The sequence below is a fragment of the Haemophilus influenzae genome, from assembly GCF_019703545.1.
Taxonomy (GTDB): domain Bacteria; phylum Pseudomonadota; class Gammaproteobacteria; order Enterobacterales; family Pasteurellaceae; genus Haemophilus; species Haemophilus influenzae_E.
Map to the genome: position 1 here is coordinate 1,227,687 of NZ_AP018771.1, position 18,883 is coordinate 1,246,569.

Consider the following 18,883-nt stretch of genomic DNA (forward strand, 5'->3'; position numbering starts at 1 on the left):
GGAAACACGCCCTTTTGGTGTATTTATTTTCAGCAACAAATTACAAAATTACTATGGCAAAAAAAGATTATTACGAAGTCCTTGGCTTACAAAAAGGGGCGAGTGAAAATGACATTAAACGTGCTTATAAACGTTTAGCGTCTAAACATCACCCTGATAAAAACCAAGGCAGTAAAGAAGCAGAAGAAAAATTCAAAGAAATTAATGAAGCTTATGAAGTATTAGGCGACGATCAAAAACGCGCAGCCTACGATCAATATGGCCACGCAGCCTTTGAACAAGGTGGTGGCGCAGGTGGTTTCGGTGGCGGCTTTGGTGGTGCTGATTTCGGCGATATGTTCGGCGATATTTTTGGCGATATTTTCGGTGGCGGTGGACGTGGTCGTCAGCGCGTTGTTCGTGGCGAAGACTTACGTTATGACTTAGAAATTACTTTGGAAGAAGCTGTAAAAGGTACAACCAAAGATATTCAAATCAATACTCTTGCACATTGTGATAGCTGTGGTGGTTCTGGGGCTGAAAAAGGTTCTAAAGTGGAAACTTGTCCGCATTGCCACGGTTCTGGTCGAATTCGTCGTCAGCAAGGTTTCTTCGTATCTGAAAGTATTTGTCCAACTTGTCATGGTAGCGGTAAGAAAATTGAAAAACCTTGTCGCAGCTGTCATGGAGAAGGGCGAGTTCATAAGAAAGAAAATCTTTCAGTAAAAATTCCTGCAGGCGTAGATACGGGCAATCAACTTCGTTTAGCTGGAAAAGGCGCAGCGGGCGAAAATGGTGCGCCAGCTGGCGATTTGTATGTGGTCATTCACGTAAGAGAACATCATATTTTTGAACGTGATGGTTCTAATCTTTACTGCGAAGTACCAATTAGCTTTGCAATTGCGGCATTAGGTGGGGAAATTGAAGTGCCAACTTTAGATGGTAGAGTGAAGCTTAAAATTCCTGCAGAAACCCAAACTGGAAAATTATTCCGTATGCGAGGCAAAGGTGTCGCCTCTACACGTAGTGGCTATGCGGGCGATTTGATTTGCCGTATTGTGGTAGAAACGCCAGTTAATTTAACCAGCGAACAAAAAGAATTACTCCACAAACTTGAAGAAAGTTTACAAGGTAAAGATTTAAGTAAACATGCACCAAAATCTTCAGGATTTTTGGACGGTGTGAAAAAATTCTTTGATAATTTGGGTAAGTCTGACAAATAAAGATAATAAAAAAGTCCGCTTTTGCGGACTTTTTTATATGCGAATAATCTCTTTCAAAAATTACCGCACTTTTTGTGCTTTTTGTTCAATGGCACTATTTGCGAACCGTATATTCTCCTTCACACACCCATTTATAACTCGTTAATGCTTCTAATCCCATTGGGCCACGAGCGTGAAGTTTTTGGGTACTCACGGCAACTTCTGCGCCTAATCCAAATTGTCCGCCATCAGTAAAGCGGGTACTTGCATTCACATAAACGGCAGCTGCATCGACTTGATTAATAAATTGACGGGCTAGGTTTTGTGAAGCGGTTAAAATACTTTCAGAATGTTGCGTACCATATTGGCGGATATGATCAATAGCAGCATGAATATCTTCCACAACAACCACATTCAAATCCAATGATCCCCATTCTTCGCGTAATTCTTTTTCTGTCACTTCGCAGACATTCGCACCCGCTTGTTTTAATATATTAAGTGCGGTGGATTTTGCGTGATATTTTACGTTTTTGGCAGCGAGATGAGAGACGAGTTTTGGTAAAAATTCTTCAGCAATAGAATGTTGAACTAACAATGTTTCCAATGTGTTACAGGTGCTTGGACGCTGTGTTTTAGCGTTATCAATAACAAAAATTGCTTTATTTTGATCCGCACTTTCTTCAACGAAAGTATGGCAAACACCCACGCCACCTACAATAACAGGAATAGTTGAATGTTGTTTACACAATTCATGTAAACCCGCACCACCACGAGGAATAATCATATCCACATAGCGATCTAGTTTTAATAATTGCATAACGAGTTCACGGTTTGGATCGGTAATGGCTTGTACAGCAAATTTTGGTAAGCCTGCTTGCTCTAAAGCATTTTGCACAACTTCGATTAAGATCTTGTTAGAAAATTGTGTTTCCTTACCGCCGCGTAAAATCACTGCATTACCCGTTTTAAGGCAAAGACTTGCCACATCAATGGTTACATTTGGGCGAGCTTCATAAATTGTGCCAATGACACCGAGCGGCGTGCGTATGCGTTCGATTTTAAGTCCGCTATCCAATGTACCGCCGTCTATGATTTTCCCCACAGGATCTGCAAGTGAAATAACGTGGCGTACATCATTAGCAATGCCTTGTAAACGCTCTTGCGTGAGCAGTAAGCGATCAATCAAGGCATCCGATAATTCATTTTGTTTGGCAAGTTCAATATCTTTTGCGTTTTCGGCTAAGATAAGTGGTGCTTGTTGTTCGAGTTGTTCTGCAATAATGGATAATGCACGATTTTTTTCAGCAGTGGTGAGTTGAGCCAAGATAAATGCTGCATCTTTGGCTTGTTTACCCATTTGTTCTAACATAGTTATTCCCTTTATTGTATTTATTTCTTTTTATTTGGCAGCTTATCTTGTTCTTCCGATGTGAGTTCTTGGTAATTAAACACTGGCAAACCCCATTCGAAATGAATAGCTAAAAGACGTAAAGTAAAGCTGCTAATAAGTGTGAGTAACACGGCAAGTGTATGTTCTACTTGAAGTGTGCTTAATGCGTAATAAGTCAGCGTGGCAAATAGCGCAATGCTGGCATAGAGTTCTTTTTGAAATACGAGAGGAATTCGATTGCATAGCATATCGCGTAGAACTCCGCCAAAGGCACCCGTAATACAACCTGCAATACAAACAATAGTGAGGCTATGTCCCATATCCATTGCAATTTGTGCACCAATAATGGAATACACCACTAAACCCATCGCATCGAGCACCAAGAAAATAGTGCGAAAGTAGCGCATAAAATGATTGATGAATGGTGCAACATATACGGTAATTACCGCCGCACTTGCCACCATTAAAAAATATTCTGGGTGCTTAACCCAGCCGAGAGGATAATGCCCAAGCAGTACATCACGCACAGAACCGCCACCAATGGCAGTGACGGATGCGATAATGATCACGCCAAAAATATCCATTTTTTCACGACCAGCGGCGAGTGCGCCTGTCATTCCTTCAGCGGTGATACCGATGATATATAAAATACTAAGTAACATTCATGTACCTAAGTGCGGTTAAAATTGGTTTCATTCTACTTTAAAATTTAATGAATTTTTAGCATAATGGCGCATTATTTTTTCAGACGTCAAAATTATGTCAGAACAATCTTCTAAATATATCGCGGCATTGCTTGCGGTATTATCGATCTCAATGGTGCTTGGCATCGATCTATTTATTTTTTCTTTGCAATCTGAAAAGCAAACAATGCCTCATTTAGGTGTAGGCGTGTTGGTTGCACAGTTAATTTCGTTATTGGTGTTTTATCGTGGCGAAATTTGCCCAGGGCAGCGTGGTCGTTTAATCAAAGTGAATCTGACTTTTGCTATTTATTGGGCAGTGTGGTTGCTGATAAGCCTATTACAAAATAATCACACGCTTACTAACGTGATGAGCGTATGTGGTCTTTCTGTCGTGTATTTTATTTGGAAACAACCCAAAACTGAAAAAATTCGTAACAGTTTTTTATTGATGGCTGCATTAATTGCGGGTTTAGGTTGTTTGAGTTATTTAATGATTTTTACCGTGCTTCCTGCGAGTGATTTTGCTGAATATAACCCTTTTGCACCAATTTTATCTGGCGTGATTTTAGCAAATCTTGCACTTGTTATTGCACGAAATCGTTTACAAGGTTTTATAGCATTGTTGCCCTTAGCAATGATTATATTGCTTGCTCTAAATGCTTTGGCAATGTTCTTATTTTTACTTTTAAATGGCATGGAAAGTGCGGTTAATTCTGAGAGTGTTTTTGCCTACATCATTTATTTTGTTTGCCATTTTGTGATTGCGGCTATTCTGATTCTGCATAGTTTCCAAAAGTGGAAATTATCTACCAATAGTTTATTTATCCTATTATTTATTGCTGTTTGCTTGCCGTTATGGATGGTTTTTGTTTAATAAAGAAAACAATCATTGCGCCGTGGGGAATTTACCCACGGCTTTTAAGATTTCGGCTGGTTAGAAAGTAATACGCCAACACGGAAATCACGACACATGCCCCCATAGTAAAGAGCATTGGTGCGGCAGTATCCATTTTCATTGACGCGACTAAACTTCCCATAATTGCACCCACTGCAAAACGTACGCTACCAATCAAAGAATTTGTTGTTCCCGCCATTTGAGGACATTTTTCTAAAGCTGATGCCATTGCATTTGATGAAATCACTGGGTTTGGACCGACGAAAAAGGCGACGCCAATTGCCATTGGCCAAAAACCAAGATCTAAAAGTGCGGTCAAAATTAGCCACATTCCAGAAAGGAATTGAATTGCGAGGGCTATCCGTAACATTGTTTCTGCGCCCACTTTAGTGACAAATCGGCTATTCAAAAAGGAGGCAAAGATCATCGTAACGATATTCATCATAAAGAAATAACCGAACTGATCGACGGGAACGCCATAAATGCCGATATAGACAACTGATCCTGCAGTCACAAAAGCAAACAACCCGCCAAAGCTAAAAGAGGCGGCAAACATATAGCCAAGCACTTCTTTTTGCTTCCAAAGCAGAAGGAAATTGCGAGCGATAATATTTAAGCGCAGCGGAATGCGATTTTCTTTTTTATGGGTTTCTGGAATGATGAAAAAGACCAATGTAGCGGCTAATAATCCCACGAGCGAAATAACGTAAAAAATTGCGTGCCAGTGAAAAAACTTGACGATGTAACCCCCAATAATTGGCGCAACTAAAGGCGCAAGCATAAACACTAACGTAATGGTGGACATCACTTTGGATAGCTGATCTTTACTAAATAAATCACGCAATAATGCGCCAGAAAGTACAACAGGTGCGGCACCAAAGAAACCTTGCACAAAACGAAGTGCGGTAAAATTTCCAACTGAATTTATTTCGGTAAGCACTAAAGCTGTTAATGCGCCCACAATAACACCGAGTAAAATGATCGGTTTTCGTCCGAAACTATCACCAAAAGGCCCCCAAAAAAGCTGACCAAACGCCATGCCATAAGCAAAAGAGGTGAGCGTGTGTTGTACTTGTTCTGGACTCACGCCGAGATCTTTCGCAATTTCTAAAAAAGACGGCAAATACATATCCACGCCAAAGGGCGGTAGCATAGAGAGAATACCGAGGGTAAGAATAAAGATGAAAGTCGATTTTTGTTGATTCATATTATTTTACTAACTTTTCAATTTCACTTTGAGTTAATGGGCGGTATTCGCCTTCTTCTAAGGATTCATCCAACACTACATCACCAATTTTCCAGCGATGTAATCCAACGACTTTATTCCCAAGTGCGGCAAACATACGTTTTACTTGATGATAACGACCTTCAGAAATGGTCAGATTCACATTGTAATCATCTAAAATTTCTAATTTTGCTGGTTTAGTGGGCTCTTTTTCTCCGCGTAATAAAATACCTTCCGAACAAGCCGCTGCATAATTTTCTTCTACAGGATCAGCTAATGTCACCAAATATGTTTTTTCACAATGATGCTTTGGGGAAGTAATACGATGTGACCATTGTCCATCATCAGTAAGCAATACGAGACCTGTCGTATCCACATCTAAGCGACCTGCGCTATGTAATTTTCCAGCTAAAGGGTAATCGAAAAATTGATAAATAGTTGGATAGTCGCCGTCATCATTAGAACAAACACAGCCTTGTGGTTTATGCAACATAAAATACTGGCCTTCTTCGATCCAAGTTAATAATTCATCTTCAAAATAAATTTCGTCTTCTTGTGAAATTTGAACCGAACCACTTTTGACAATTTCACCATTAATTTTTACCGCACTTTGACGGATCGCTTTTGTTGCTTGAGAACGCGTTAAGCCCGTATTTTCAGCAATAAATTTATCTAATCTCATTATGTTTTCTCTTGTTAAAATTCGCTAGGCATTGTACAGGTTTTTGCTTTTAGAACGAAACAAAAAAGGCTGCAATGCAGCCTTTATCTATTAAGCTTGGTTAAACCACTTCAGGTAATCGAATTGATCGTAATATTTTTTCCCATTCCAGCCAGAAAATTCAAAAATATCGCCCACCTGATTTTGCTTCTCGAAGCCTTTTATATAATAAGCCGATTTAAAAGCTGGATAGGGCTTGTGAGTAAAAATCACTTTATTTTTGAAAGGGAGTTGATCAAAAAGTTGAATGTCTTTTTCGGTCACGCCGTCTCGATCTGCCATCATAATAAAAAGATTGTCTAACTTCATTCGTGACGTGCGAAGTTGCCATTTTTCATTGGCTTCTTGCTCACTGTGATAATGCATAAAATGAATTTCAAGATCGGCAAGTTTTCCCACTGGATAACTTTTTTCTGTTTGTACGAATGTGAGAGGTTGAGTACGGTAGAAATCCATATTTTGTAAATAACGCAAAAAATCCTGTGGCGAGAGATAGAGATTCACAAAAGGGGAATTAAACGGCTGGTGCAAATCATGTAAGATAAAAGCACCCATACAATTGGCAGAAATGACAGTCATGCCTTGATTTGTTAGTTTACGTTGCAGAGTGCGATTAATGAAAAATCTTTGGCATTTATTCACCGCACTTTTAATTTTTTGAAATGGATTCATTTTCTCATCCTTTATGCTTTTGTTGCGAAAATCCTACCTTTTTTGCTGAAAAATGAAAAGTCTAGCTAATGCCTCGCATCAAAAAAATTTTGTTATAAAGTTGTAAGAATTTGCAGTTCGTCACAATTTTTTGAATAAAAAACAGATATAATCGACGCAATATTTCAATCCTGTTTCAAGAAAATGGAGCACTTATTATGACCGAACAATTACGTCAAGCAGCCTTGGATTTCCACGAATTTCCAATTCCTGGAAAAATCGAAGTTACCCCAACAAAATCACTCGCAACACAACGCGATCTGGCTTTAGCTTATTCACCGGGTGTGGCAGAGCCTTGTTTAGAAATTGAAAAAGATCCTGCCGCCTCTTACAAATATACCGCGCGTGGCAATTTAGTAGCGGTGATTTCCAATGGTACAGCGGTACTTGGGCTTGGCAATATTGGCGCGCTTGCCGGCAAACCCGTAATGGAAGGGAAGGGCGTATTGTTCAAAAAATTTGCAGGCATTAACGTGTTTGATATTGAAGTGAATGAGCATGATCCCGATAAACTTGTGGATATTATTGCCTCGTTAGAGCCAACTTTCGGTGGAGTGAACTTAGAAGATATTAAAGCACCAGAATGTTTCTATATTGAACAAAAATTGCGTGAGAGAATGAATATTCCTGTATTCCATGATGACCAGCATGGCACGGCGATCATTAGTGCGGCCGCGATCATCAATTCTCTTCGTATTGTAGGTAAAAAAATTGAAGATGTTCGACTTGTTGCTTCTGGTGCGGGTGCAGCATCAATTGCGTGTTTGAACTTATTACTTTCTTTAGGTATGAAACGTGAAAATATCACAGTTTGCGACTCGAAAGGCGTGGTATATAAAGGCCGTGATGACAAAATGGATCAAACCAAAAAAGATTATGCAATTGAAGATAATGGCTGGCGTAAACTTGGCGATGCGATGCCAAATGCAGATATTTTCTTAGGTTGTTCTGCGGCTGGTGCGCTTACGCAAGATATGGTTAAAAGTATGGCTGCGCATCCAATTATTCTTGCTTTAGCTAATCCAAATCCTGAAATTACCCCACCAGAAGCAAAAGCAGTTCGTCCTGATGCGATTGTATGTACAGGCCGTTCTGATTATCCAAACCAAGTAAATAACGTGCTTTGTTTCCCATTCATTTTCCGTGGTTCATTAGATGTGGGCGCAACCACTATTAATGAAGAAATGAAACGTGCGGCAGTTTATGCCATTGCTGACCTTGCATTAGAAGAGCAAAACGAAGTGGTAACCTCTGCTTACGGTGGAGAAGGGGCAACATTTGGTGCGGATTATGTGATTCCTCGTCCATTTGATCCTCGCTTGATTGTGCGTATTGCACCAGCGGTAGCAAAAGCTGCGATGGAGTCTGGCGTGGCAACTCGTCCGATTCAAAATTGGGATATTTATATTGACCAACTCACTCAGTTTGTTTACAAAACCAACTTGTTTATGCGTCCTATTTTCAGCCAAGCAAAAGCGGCAAAACAACGCATTATTTTAGCGGAAGGGGAAGAAAATAAAGCATTACACGCTACCCAAGAAGTGATTTCAATGGGCTTGGCAAATCCAATTTTAATTGGTCGCCGCAGTGTGATTGAAGAAAAAATTAAAAAACTTGGTTTACGTTTAACTGCAGGTGTGGATTTCGAAATTGTGGATAACGAAGATAATCCTCGCTATGAAGAATGTTGGAAACACTATTACGAACTTACTAAACGTAAAGGCATTACACCTGCGATTGCAAAACGTGTCGTGCGTTCTAACACTACCGTATTAGCTTCTACATTGCTTAGCTTAGGTTATGCAGACGCTTTAGTATGTGGTTTATTTGGTTCATACGGAAAACACCTTGCATCTATTCGCGATATTATTGGCTTAAAAGACGGCGTGAAAACTGCCGCTGCTTTAAATAGTCTTGTATTACCGACGGGTAACGTATTCTTAACAGATACTCACGTAAACAGTAATCCTACAGCAGAAGAATTAGCTGAAATTACCTTAATGGCAGCAGAAGAAATTCATCGTTTTGGTATTGAACCTGCAGTTGCATTGCTTTCTCATTCTAATTTTGGTTCATCTGATTCATTAGGCGCACCAAAAATGCGCGAAGTATTACAGATCGTCAAAGAGCACAATCCACATTTAATGATCGATGGGGAAATGCGTGGCGATTTAGCGATGAATGAAGCTCACCGAAAAGAAGTCATGCCTGATAGCCCATTGAAAGGAAGCGCAAATTTATTAGTGTTCCCTGATTTGAGTGCATCACGTATTAGTTATAGCTTATTACGCAGCACCACTACGGCAATTACCGTTGGCCCGATCTTAATGGGTATGAATAAATCTGCGCATATTCTTAATCCAGGTGCATCTGTTCGTCGTATTATCAATATGATTGCCTATGCAGCAGTGAAAGCACAACAAGAGTAATCGAAAAAAAGTGCGGTGAATTTTTATTAAATTTCCGTCGTTTACTTAACAAAGCCTCGATTTTTCTCGAGGCTTTATTTTCTAGTGAATGTGTTTACATTTGAGATTGAGTAAAACTATGCGAAAATTGACCGCACTTTAAGACTTTTGTTGTGTCGAAAAGGAACCGACCGATAGACAGTTGCCTATCTTTCTTTAATTTAATACGGCTTGGATGTCGTTGTGTTAGTGGTTTTTACAATGAAAAAAGCACATTTTCCTTTATTCCCCATCTTCACATTCGTGTTGATTAATCTTATTCTACTTTCTTTATCGCGTTTTGGACTTGCGGTATGGCAATCAGAGCGTGTATCCGCCGTAGATGGCTGGTTGCAATTATTTTTGCAAGGTGTACGAATGGATGTTGTGGCACTTTGTTATTTATTTGGCGTACCAGCATTGCTCACAACGTTATTTCATAGCAGTAAAGTTTGGGTAAAAATTTTACGCCTATGGCTAACCCTTGGCAGTGTGTTTATTATCTTTATGGAAATTGCCACACCTGCCTTTATTGAAACCTACGATTACCGCCCAAATCGTTTATTTATCGAATATCTGATTTATCCGAAAGAAGTTTTTTCAATGCTTGCGGAAGGGCATTTAAGTGCGGTGATTTTTAGCCTTGTTTTCACGATTTTAGCTGCCGTGATTTATTGGAAAATTTCTGGTTGGGCAGTCAAAAATTTACGTTCAATGAGTTGGAAACTTCGCCCTGTGATTGCTTTGCTTGTGATTGTCGTGAGCTTCCTTGGCGCGCGTTCAAGTTTTCAACACCGTGGTATTAACCCCGCCATGGTGGCATTTTCTTCTGATGCGTTAGTTAATTCCTTGGTGCTTAATTCGGGCTATTCCGTCATTTATGCGGCACAGCAATTTAAAGATGAAGAAAAATCTTCAGAAATGTACGGAAAAATGGATGCAGATGAAATGTTTCGTATTGTTAAAGCTAGCCGTGGCCGTCCAGAAAGTGATTACATTTCAGATAAATACCCAACTTTAACGAAAAATGTCGCGACTTATCAGGGGAAACCTAAAAATATCGTGATTTTGCTACAAGAAAGTCTCGGTGCTCAGTTTATTGGAACACTCGGTGGCAAACCTCTTTCTCCAAATGTGGATCAGCTCGCAAAAGAAGGGTGGTTATTTGAAAATCTTTATGCAACAGGCACACGTTCAGTGCGAGGTATTGAAGCAACAACGGCTGGTTTTACGCCAACGCCAGCTCGTGCAGTGGTGAAACTTAATAATGCCCAAAGTGGTTTCTTTACTATTGCGGATTTATTACATAAACAAGGCTATAACACTTCCTTTATTTATGGTGGCGAAAAGCACTTCGACAATATGGCGAGCTTTTTCTATGGCAATGGTTTTAAAGATATTTGGGATCAACAAGATTACCAAAATCCAAAATTTACTGGCACTTGGGGCGTGAGTGATGAGGATTTATTTGATAAAGCCAATGAAACTTTCACGAAATTACAAAATGAAGGTAAACCGTTTTTTAGTTTAGTATTTAGCTCCAGCAATCACGATCCATTTGAATATCCAGATGGCAAGATTGAGCTTTATGAGCAACCAAAAGCCACTCGTAATAACGCAGCAAAATATGCGGATTATGCGTTAGGTCATTTCTTTAAAATGGCAAAACAGTCTAATTATTGGAAAGATACGATTTTCTTAATTGTTGCGGATCACGATTCTCGTGTAGGCGGAGCAAGTCTTGTGCCGATTAAGCATTTCCATATTCCAGCCTTGATTCTTGGTAATGGCATTTCGCCACGCCGTGACAGCCGTCTTGTGAGTCAAATTGATATGCCAACCACATTGCTTTCTTTAGCAGGCGTCAGTGGCAATTATCCCATGATTGGTTTTGATTTAACGCAAGATGTAAACCCAGATCGTGCTTTTATGCAATACGATCAAACTCAAGCAATGCTGAAAGGCAATAATGATGTAGTGATTCAAATGCCAAATAAAGCAGCACAAGGTTATCATTATGATAAATCAACAGAAACTTTAACGCCAAAAGAGGTGCCTGATGCAATGAAAAAAGAGGCATTAGCTCACGCTTTATTAGGCAGTTATTTATATAAAAATCGCTTGTATTCTTCAGGTGAAAAAAAATAAACGGAATGCCAGCTTAAGCTGGCGTTTCTTTTAGTTATCAAAAACAAACTGTTCACGCAATTGATGTAATTGATCGCGAATTGCCGCGGCTTTTTCAAATTCCAAATCTTGCGCAAATTTATACATTTGTTGTTCCAATTTTTTGATTTGTTGTTGATATTCTTTGGCATTTTTCGGTGCATTATAAAGTGCGGTTGGTTCTGCCGCCATTTTTCCACGTTGTTTATTGGCTTTCGCTTTTTGGTTTGCACCTTGCCCAATATCTAATAATTCACCGACTTTCTTATTCAATGCTTGTGGCACAATGCCATGTTCTTCATTGTATTTTATTTGTTTTTCACGACGACGATTAGTTTCGGTGATGGCTTTTTCCATGGATTTTGTGATGCTATCTGCATATAAAATCGCTTTACCATTTAAGTTTCGTGCAGCACGACCGATGGTTTGAATTAAAGAACGTTCGGAACGCAAAAATCCTTCCTTGTCTGCATCTAAAATCGCCACAAGAGACACTTCTGGAATATCTAAACCTTCACGTAATAAGTTAATTCCAACCAATACATCAAATTCGCCTAAACGCAAATCACGGATAATTTCGACGCGTTCCACGGTATCAATATCAGAATGTAGATAACGCACACGAATTCCATGTTCATCTAAATAATCCGTTAAATCTTCCGCCATTTTTTTAGTGAGTGTTGTGACTAAAACTCGCTCATTTTTATCTGCTCTTTGGCGAACTTCGGAAAGTAAATCATCCACTTGAATAGACACTGGACGAATTTCAATAAGCGGATCAAGCAAACCAGTGGGGCGAACCACTTGATCGATGATTTCACTGCCTGATTTTTCTAATTCATAAGGTCCTGGTGTTGCGGAAACATAAATGGTTTGCGGAGCTAAGCGTTCAAATTCCTCAAAGCGTAACGGACGATTATCCAAGGCGGATGGCAAACGGAAACCATATTCGACTAAGGTTTCTTTACGTGAACGGTCGCCACGATACATTCCACCAATTTGAGGCACAGTTACATGAGATTCATCAATAATTAAAATAGCATCAGAGGGCATGTAATCAAATAATGTTGGTGGTGGTTCGCCCTCATTTCTGCCCGATAAATAGCGAGAGTAGTTTTCAATGCCCGAGCAATAGCCCAATTCATTCATCATTTCAATATCAAATTGGGTACGTTGGCTGATACGTTGTTCTTCTAAAAGTTTGTGTTGTTTAATGAAGTATTCACGGCGTGATACCAGTTCTTTTTTGATGTTTTCTATCGCATCTAAAATACGTTCTCTTGGCGTAACATAGTGAGTTTTAGGATAGATCGTAAAACGTGGGACAGCACCAAAACTACTGCCAGTGAGCGGATCAAATAAACTTAAACGCTCGATTTCATCATCAAATAATTCAATACGCACCGCACGATCATCAGATTCCGCAGGGAAAATATCAATAATTTCTCCACGAACACGGAAAGTTCCACGCTGAAATGCTTGATCATTGCGGGTATATTGTAATTCCGCTAACTTCGCTAAAATTTGGCGTTGATCGATAATGGCACCTTGTTGTAAATGCAACATCATTTGTAAATAGCTATCAGGATCGCCCAAACCATAAATTGCAGAAACAGACGCTACCACGATGGTATCTCGACGTTCTAGAAAAGATTTCGTCGCAGAAAGTCGCATTTGTTCAATTTGATCATTAATAGATGCATCTTTTTCAATAAATGTATCACTGCTCGGCACATAGGCTTCTGGCTGATAATAATCATAGTAAGACACAAAATATTCCACCGCATTTTCTGGAAAAAAAGCTTTCATTTCTGCATAAAGCTGAGCAGCAAGGGTTTTATTCGGTGCAAGTAACATCGCTGGGCGATTTAATTGAGCGATTACATTGGCGATAGTAAACGTCTTCCCCGAGCCTGTTACCCCGAGCAAAGTTTGATGCGCCAAACCATCCGTTAAATTTTCAGCCAATTTTTCGATAGCTTGTGGCTGATCGCCAGAGGGACGAAAGTCGGAATGCAGAATGAATGGTTTTGTGTTGATTTTTTCAGACATAAAGTGCGGTTGGTTTTTTGATAGTTTTGAATAATGCCTATTTTAGCATATTTAATATGTAAAATTGATCAGGCAAAAATCTAAGTTTTACACAGACTTAGCGATGTCAAGAGGAAGATGTCACAAATTCATTAAAAAAACTTTAAATTTTTACTAGACAAAACTTAACTTATTGATTTTAAATTAAAATTTAATTTTAGGCTAATCTATAATCAAGATCGAATAATCCTTGTAAGAACAAGGGATCCGCAAAATTTTAAAAAGTTAATCCACAAAGTTATCCACAGGCTCTGTGGATAGAAAAATAAATATTAGGTGGGTATATAAAAGATGAGGAAATTTTTTATTTTTTATGAAATTTTTTTAAATTTTGCATTGACAAGCTAACTATCGATCATTAAAATTCGCGCCCTGTTCCTTGTGATACAAAGTTTATTCCTCCTTAGTTCAGTCGGTAGAACGGTGGACTGTTAATCCATATGTCGCTGGTTCAAGTCCAGCAGGAGGAGCCAATTTTTCTTTTGGTTTAGAGTTTGTTTGTCTCCTTTTACAAATTCTAAATTAGCAACCAAAAGATTTTTAGCCCATCATGTTGATGGGCTTTATTTTTAACTTCAAAATAGGATTTTGCTTCCGCCAGTTGAGATGGTTGTGCCGTATAACAAGCTCAAGGCAAAAAATAGCATTATTCCACCAGCGATTAGTTTCACGATGCTTTCGCTTTTTCCTTTCGTATTTTTTGAACTATACCAATGCCCTAAGTGGATTGCGGTATTTCGTGCATAACGTACAATTCCTGCGAAGGCTGACAGCATAAGCCCCGTGCCGAAAGACATGGCTAATACAGCTAAAATTCCCCAGCTATAAAGATCAAGCATATAAGCTAAAAATAAAACGAAAATTGCACCACTACATGGGCGCATGCCAATTGTTAAAATCACGAGAAATTGTGATTTTAGATTGGTTGCTTGTGCAGTTTGTGTGGGGCTTGGCAAATGTTGGTGTCCGCAACTACAAGTGTTTGGTTGAAAAGTGCGGTTATTTTTCACCGCACTTTTTTCGTGTAGAGGGAGGGGATTGAGGGATTTAATGGTTAATTTAGCTTTTTTACGATAGGCACGTAGACCTTGCCAAATCCAATAACAGCCGAGAAATACCAATAATAGCAAGGCAGTTCGTTCTAACCAAAGCTGACTTAATTTGAAATAACGTGATGAAAGATTTAGCACTACAACAAGCAATGTTGTTGCTGTAATCGCGACAATGCCTTGCATTAAGGATGAAAGTAAGCTCAAGATAGTGCTTTGTTTTAATTGGCTTTCATGCGTGGAAAGATAGCTGGCAATAATAAATTTGCCGTGTCCTGGCCCGAGGGCATGGAGTACGCCGTAAACAAAGCTGACGAAAATAAGTGTGATGCCTGCCTTGATGCTATTATTTTGAATTTGATGTAAATTTTCCGAAATAAGTTGATTAAAATCTTTTTGCCATGCAGCAATATGTAAGAAAAACCAAGGGGAAAAATAGACAAGTAAGGCGAGTGCAATCACTAATAACACGAGCCCAGTTTTATATTTTTTCATTTCTACTCACATTGAATTATTATTTTTTGCGCGAACATTATGCCTAAGGAATCATCTTCGTTCTTTTGGGATTTATCAAGTGAAGATGCGTAGGCTTGGATTTTTTCATCCACATTAGGTTCAATTAATTTTCCTTGGCAATTTTTCGAAAGTGCGGAAAAATCTACCGCACTTTTTGAAGCGTAAGTCATCGCCACATAATAAGTGGGATCGTAAGTTTGTAAGCTAAATGTATTTTTTTCTAACTTTTGCGGATGGGCGAGTGGCACATCAAAATAATATTGCAGTTGTAAGCCTTGAACATTAATGCCGTAATTTTTTGGGCGAGGGGAATATTTGATTTTATTATTCTGAGCATCATATAGATAGCTGAAATAATGTTCACTGACGATATTTCCCATCACATCATCAAGAAGTTTTTGTTTTTCCGATTTAGTTCTAGCTTGTTTCATATCATAAATAACTGCAGACGAACTTGGTTCATCCAACGTCCATTTCATTGAAAAACCTGTGAGTTGATTATTTTCTATAATGGGCGTGGTTTGTATATCAATAAATGCGTGAGGATGGGCTAAAACACCAAAACTAACGAATAAACCGAGTAATAATGAATACGTTTTCACAAAAAATCCTATTATTTTGAACGCTAGAATTTGAAGTTGTTTATTCTACACGCAAAAACGAATTTTTCTGTCAAAAATGTTGATGTAAATCAAAAAAACTCTCAATAGCATTTCCCTTGCCTTTCAATATTCAGTAACATAGCTCCCGTCAAGTGATTGCTTGATATTCATAAAGTTCCTAAATAAAATAATGATAAATATAGCTAAACTACTTTCCTGCCACCCGTTTCGGGTGGTTTTTTTTATCTAAGTCGAAAGATGCACTCTTGCATTGTGCATTTATTCTTATTATGATCAGCTCGAGTATAACTAAGAGAATAATAGATGTTTAATTTAAATCGTGAGCATTTTAGAGATGATTATCTTTATAGGTTTTATCAATATGGAGATACTCATAGTAAGATTCCTTCTAATTTGTATAAAGTATTGGCAAGAAAATTAGATATGATAAGTGCCTCAGAAAATATCAACGATTTACGTTCTCCACCAGCTAACCATTTGGAGTTGCTTGAGCCAAAAGAAAATAAAATTTATTCCATTCGAGTGAATAAACAATATCGTTTAATTTTTAAATATGAAAATAACGAAGTAAATAATTTATATTTAGATCCACATTCTTATAATTTGTAAGGAGGATAATATGATGACGAGAAAACCCACCTCTGTTGGTGAAATTCTACAAGAAGAGTTTTTAGAACCTTTAAGTCTTAAAATTAGTGATTTAGCTCAAATTTTAGATGTACATCGTAATACGGCAAGCAATATTGTTAATAATAGTTCACGAATTACACTAGAAATGGCAGTTAAACTTGCTAAAGTATTTGATACTACGCCTGAGTTTTGGCTTAATCTGCAAACACGTATTGATTTATGGGACCTTGAACACAATAAACGTTTTCAACAAAGTCTTGCAAATGTTAAACCCGCTCTACATCGGCATGATACTTCTACATTTGCAATGTAATTTGAGCCCTAAAGTGTCTATTTAATTTAGGGAATACTTCACTCTAAATATTTACAAGTGGTTAGGTTTCGCCAAACTTTTGCAAAATCTGTCCACTTGTTTCCTATATTTTCGCCCTATTTTCCAGTAGAATAGGGCGAATTTTTTTGTGAGGAATTATTAATGTCATCTCAATTTGTGTATACGATGCATCGTGTCGGCAAAGTAGTGCCGCCGAAGCGTCATATTTTGAAAGATATTTCTTTAAGCTTTTTCCCTGGTGCTAAGATCGGGGTTTTAGGTTTAAATGGTGCGGGTAAATCGACTCTTTTACGCATTATGGCAGGCGTAGATAAAGAGTTTGAAGGGGAAGCTCGTCCACAACCGGGTATTAAAATTGGGTATCTTCCGCAAGAGCCAAAACTCGAGCCACAACAAACCGTGCGTGAAGCAGTGGAAGAAGCGGTTTCTGAAGTGAAAAATGCACTGACTCGTTTAGATGAAGTGTATGCGCTTTATGCGGATCCCGATGCAGATTTTGATAAATTAGCGGCAGAACAAGCCAATCTTGAAGCCATTATTCAAGCGCATGATGGGCATAATTTAGATAACCAATTAGAGCGCGCCGCAGATGCGTTACGTTTACCAGATTGGGATGCTAAAATCGAACATTTATCTGGTGGTGAGCGTCGTCGTGTGGCACTTTGCCGCTTATTACTCGAAAAACCAGACATGCTCTTATTAGATGAGCCAACTAACCACTTGGATGCGGAATCTGTGGCATGGTTAGAGCGTTTCTTACACGACTACGAGGGTACAGTGGTAGCAATCACTCACGACCGTTATTTCTTAGATAATGTGGCTGGTTGGATCTTAGAGCTTGACCGTGGCGAGGGCATTCCTTGGGAAGGCAACTATTCTTCTTGGTTAGAGCAAAAAGAGAAACGTTTAGAACAAGAACAAGCAACTGAAAACGCACGTCAAAAATCCATTGCGAAAGAGTTAGAATGGGTTCGTCAAAATCCAAAAGGTCGTCAAGCGAAAAGCAAAGCACGTATGGCTCGTTTTGATGAATTGAACTCTGGCGAATATCAAAAACGAAACGAGACTAACGAACTCTTTATTCCACCTGGCCCACGCTTGGGCGATAAAGTGATTGAAGTGCAAAACTTAACCAAGTCTTATGGCGACCGCACTTTAATTGATGATTTGTCCTTTAGTATTCCAAAAGGTGCAATTGTTGGGATTATCGGAGCGAATGGTGCAGGTAAATCTACTCTATTCCGCATGTTGTCAGGTCAAGAGCAGCCAGATTCAGGTTCTGTGACAATGGGCGAAACCGTTGTACTTGCGTCTGTGGATCAATTCCGTGACGCTATGGATGATAAGAAAACCGTGTGGGAAGAAGTGTCTAATGGACAGGACATTCTCACTATCGGCAACTTTGAAATTCCAAGCCGTGCTTATGTGGGGCGTTTCAACTTCAAAGGTGTAGATCAACAAAAACGTGTGGGCGAATTATCAGGTGGAGAACGTGGTCGTTTACACTTAGCGAAACTTCTACAACGTGGTGGTAACGTGCTATTACTGGACGAACCAACCAATGACTTAGATGTTGAAACCTTGCGTGCCTTAGAAAATGCGATCTTAGAATTCCCAGGCTGTGCAATGGTTATTTCGCACGACCGTTGGTTCTTAGACCGTATCGCAACGCATATTTTAGACTACGGCGATGAAGGTAAAGTCACGTTTTATGAAGGTAACTTCTCAGACTACGAAGAGTGGAAAAAGAAAACCTTAGGCGATGCAGCAACCCAGCCACATCGTATTAAATATAAACGTATTGCGAAGTAATTTAGATTGAGAAAGTGCGGTGGATTTTGACCGCACTTTTCTTACTTTTTTGGGAGTGATTATGTTAGTTGATTTACATATTTTTTTCGCCTTTTTAAGTTTGGCATTGTTAGTAATTCGTGGTGCAATGCAGCTTAATGGTAAAAATTGGCGTTCGATAAAATTATTAAAAATTTTACCGCACTTATCAGATACCTTGCTGATTGTGTCTGGTGTCGTCATTTTATATCTCTTTGCTTTTGGTATTGAATGGTGGTTGGTAGCTAAATTCGCATTACTGATTTTGTATATCCTGTTTGCTGCAAAATTTTTCAGTAAAAAAGTTTCTCAACCCAAAAGCTTTTTCTTTTGGCTTGCTTGCGTAAGTTTTATTGGTGCGATGTTAATTGCCTATTTGAAATAAAAC

General features: G+C 38.9%; 16 protein-coding genes and 1 tRNA gene. 9 read left to right on the forward strand and 8 right to left on the reverse strand.

Going from position 1 to position 18,883, the window contains the following annotated elements:
- Window positions 1-53 precede the first annotated feature (53 nt).
- A complete protein-coding gene (dnaJ, locus tag K6J66_RS06020) occupies window positions 54-1,202 on the forward strand; it encodes a molecular chaperone DnaJ (RefSeq protein WP_038440238.1) in 1,149 nt (382 codons plus the stop codon).
- A gap of 94 nt (window positions 1,203-1,296) precedes the next feature.
- On the opposite strand, the gene proA is transcribed toward dnaJ, so the two are convergent.
- Window positions 1,297-2,550: a glutamate-5-semialdehyde dehydrogenase gene (gene proA / locus K6J66_RS06025; RefSeq protein ID WP_038439714.1), complete on the reverse strand. Its 1,254-nt coding sequence runs from the start codon at window positions 2,548-2,550 to the stop codon at window positions 1,297-1,299.
- A gap of 20 nt (window positions 2,551-2,570) precedes the next feature.
- A complete protein-coding gene (locus tag K6J66_RS06030) occupies window positions 2,571-3,233 on the reverse strand; it encodes a trimeric intracellular cation channel family protein (RefSeq protein ID WP_005652973.1) in 663 nt (220 codons plus the stop codon).
- Between the two features lie 97 nt (window positions 3,234-3,330).
- Between K6J66_RS06030 and K6J66_RS06035 the strand changes: the two genes are divergently transcribed.
- A complete protein-coding gene (locus tag K6J66_RS06035; RefSeq protein WP_038439715.1) occupies window positions 3,331-4,131 on the forward strand; it encodes a hypothetical protein in 801 nt (266 codons plus the stop codon).
- Window positions 4,132-4,162: 31 nt separating this feature from the next.
- Here K6J66_RS06035 and K6J66_RS06040 read toward each other — a convergent pair whose 3' ends face one another.
- The 3 genes from K6J66_RS06040 to K6J66_RS06050 all read right to left on the reverse strand — a co-directional run bounded on the left by K6J66_RS06040 (window position 4,163) and on the right by K6J66_RS06050 (window position 6,770).
- Window positions 4,163-5,359: a Bcr/CflA family multidrug efflux MFS transporter gene (locus K6J66_RS06040; protein WP_038439716.1), complete on the reverse strand. Its 1,197-nt coding sequence runs from the start codon at window positions 5,357-5,359 to the stop codon at window positions 4,163-4,165.
- A 1-nt stretch (window position 5,360) separates the two neighbouring features.
- Window positions 5,361-6,059 (reverse strand): 16S rRNA pseudouridine(516) synthase RsuA, encoded by a 699-nt coding sequence (rsuA, locus tag K6J66_RS06045; RefSeq protein WP_005667258.1) that lies wholly within the window; start codon window positions 6,057-6,059, stop codon window positions 5,361-5,363.
- A gap of 90 nt (window positions 6,060-6,149) precedes the next feature.
- On the reverse strand, window positions 6,150-6,770 hold the full coding sequence (locus K6J66_RS06050; protein WP_038439717.1) for a DUF1919 domain-containing protein: 621 nt from the start codon (window positions 6,768-6,770) through the stop codon (window positions 6,150-6,152).
- Between the two features lie 197 nt (window positions 6,771-6,967).
- Between K6J66_RS06050 and K6J66_RS06055 the strand changes: the two genes are divergently transcribed.
- Together K6J66_RS06055 and K6J66_RS06060 are read left to right on the forward strand one after the other, a co-directional pair.
- Window positions 6,968-9,238 carry an NADP-dependent malic enzyme gene (locus tag K6J66_RS06055; RefSeq protein WP_038439718.1) on the forward strand — a complete coding sequence of 757 codons (2,271 nt, stop codon included), beginning with the start codon at window positions 6,968-6,970 and terminating at the stop codon, window positions 9,236-9,238.
- Between the two features lie 240 nt (window positions 9,239-9,478).
- The gene (locus K6J66_RS06060; protein ID WP_038440239.1) at window positions 9,479-11,404 is read left to right on the forward strand and encodes an LTA synthase family protein; all 1,926 of its coding nucleotides are present in this window, start codon (window positions 9,479-9,481) and stop codon (window positions 11,402-11,404) included.
- 30 nt (window positions 11,405-11,434) lie between these two features.
- Here K6J66_RS06060 and uvrB read toward each other — a convergent pair whose 3' ends face one another.
- Window positions 11,435-13,474: an excinuclease ABC subunit UvrB gene (gene uvrB, locus K6J66_RS06065; protein ID WP_038439719.1), complete on the reverse strand. Its 2,040-nt coding sequence runs from the start codon at window positions 13,472-13,474 to the stop codon at window positions 11,435-11,437.
- Window positions 13,475-13,910: 436 nt separating this feature from the next.
- On the opposite strand from uvrB, the gene K6J66_RS06070 reads away from it, so the two are divergent.
- Window positions 13,911-13,986 (forward strand) — tRNA-Asn (locus tag K6J66_RS06070).
- 102 nt (window positions 13,987-14,088) lie between these two features.
- On the opposite strand, the gene zevB is transcribed toward K6J66_RS06070, so the two are convergent.
- Complete coding sequence (zevB, locus tag K6J66_RS06075; RefSeq protein WP_014550701.1) at window positions 14,089-15,057, reverse strand: zinc transporter permease subunit ZevB; 969 nt, start codon at window positions 15,055-15,057, stop codon at window positions 14,089-14,091.
- Between the two features lie 2 nt (window positions 15,058-15,059).
- Window positions 15,060-15,680: a zinc transporter binding subunit ZevA gene (gene zevA / locus K6J66_RS06080; RefSeq protein ID WP_038439720.1), complete on the reverse strand. Its 621-nt coding sequence runs from the start codon at window positions 15,678-15,680 to the stop codon at window positions 15,060-15,062.
- Between the two features lie 324 nt (window positions 15,681-16,004).
- Here zevA and K6J66_RS06085 point away from each other — a divergent pair, with 324 nt between their 5' ends.
- From K6J66_RS06085 to K6J66_RS06100, 4 genes are all read left to right on the forward strand, one after another.
- A complete protein-coding gene (locus K6J66_RS06085) occupies window positions 16,005-16,310 on the forward strand; it encodes a type II toxin-antitoxin system RelE/ParE family toxin (RefSeq protein WP_110442641.1) in 306 nt (101 codons plus the stop codon).
- A gap of 10 nt (window positions 16,311-16,320) precedes the next feature.
- On the forward strand, window positions 16,321-16,644 hold the full coding sequence (locus tag K6J66_RS06090; protein WP_005650217.1) for a HigA family addiction module antitoxin: 324 nt from the start codon (window positions 16,321-16,323) through the stop codon (window positions 16,642-16,644).
- A 162-nt stretch (window positions 16,645-16,806) separates the two neighbouring features.
- Window positions 16,807-18,477 (forward strand): energy-dependent translational throttle protein EttA, encoded by a 1,671-nt coding sequence (gene ettA / locus K6J66_RS06095; protein WP_005663485.1) that lies wholly within the window; start codon window positions 16,807-16,809, stop codon window positions 18,475-18,477.
- 61 nt (window positions 18,478-18,538) lie between these two features.
- On the forward strand, window positions 18,539-18,880 hold the full coding sequence (locus tag K6J66_RS06100; protein ID WP_038439721.1) for a SirB2 family protein: 342 nt from the start codon (window positions 18,539-18,541) through the stop codon (window positions 18,878-18,880).
- Window positions 18,881-18,883: the final 3 nt, after the last annotated feature.

What these genes read in the sequence shown, in the direction of transcription:
- dnaJ (WP_038440238.1), top strand. Translation starts at nt 54, where the DNA reads ATGGCAAAAAAAGATTATTACGAAGTCCTTGGCTTACAAAAAGGGGCG.
- proA (WP_038439714.1), bottom strand. Translation starts at nt 2,550, where the DNA reads ATGTTAGAACAAATGGGTAAACAAGCCAAAGATGCAGCATTTATCTTG.
- K6J66_RS06030 (WP_005652973.1), bottom strand. Translation starts at nt 3,233, where the DNA reads ATGTTACTTAGTATTTTATATATCATCGGTATCACCGCTGAAGGAATG.
- K6J66_RS06035 (WP_038439715.1), top strand. Translation starts at nt 3,331, where the DNA reads ATGTCAGAACAATCTTCTAAATATATCGCGGCATTGCTTGCGGTATTA.
- K6J66_RS06040 (WP_038439716.1), bottom strand. Translation starts at nt 5,359, where the DNA reads ATGAATCAACAAAAATCGACTTTCATCTTTATTCTTACCCTCGGTATT.
- rsuA (WP_005667258.1), bottom strand. Translation starts at nt 6,059, where the DNA reads ATGAGATTAGATAAATTTATTGCTGAAAATACGGGCTTAACGCGTTCT.
- K6J66_RS06050 (WP_038439717.1), bottom strand. Translation starts at nt 6,770, where the DNA reads ATGAATCCATTTCAAAAAATTAAAAGTGCGGTGAATAAATGCCAAAGA.
- K6J66_RS06055 (WP_038439718.1), top strand. Translation starts at nt 6,968, where the DNA reads ATGACCGAACAATTACGTCAAGCAGCCTTGGATTTCCACGAATTTCCA.
- K6J66_RS06060 (WP_038440239.1), top strand. Translation starts at nt 9,479, where the DNA reads ATGAAAAAAGCACATTTTCCTTTATTCCCCATCTTCACATTCGTGTTG.
- uvrB (WP_038439719.1), bottom strand. Translation starts at nt 13,474, where the DNA reads ATGTCTGAAAAAATCAACACAAAACCATTCATTCTGCATTCCGACTTT.
- zevB (WP_014550701.1), bottom strand. Translation starts at nt 15,057, where the DNA reads ATGAAAAAATATAAAACTGGGCTCGTGTTATTAGTGATTGCACTCGCC.
- K6J66_RS06085 (WP_110442641.1), top strand. Translation starts at nt 16,005, where the DNA reads ATGTTTAATTTAAATCGTGAGCATTTTAGAGATGATTATCTTTATAGG.
- K6J66_RS06090 (WP_005650217.1), top strand. Translation starts at nt 16,321, where the DNA reads ATGATGACGAGAAAACCCACCTCTGTTGGTGAAATTCTACAAGAAGAG.
- ettA (WP_005663485.1), top strand. Translation starts at nt 16,807, where the DNA reads ATGTCATCTCAATTTGTGTATACGATGCATCGTGTCGGCAAAGTAGTG.
- K6J66_RS06100 (WP_038439721.1), top strand. Translation starts at nt 18,539, where the DNA reads ATGTTAGTTGATTTACATATTTTTTTCGCCTTTTTAAGTTTGGCATTG.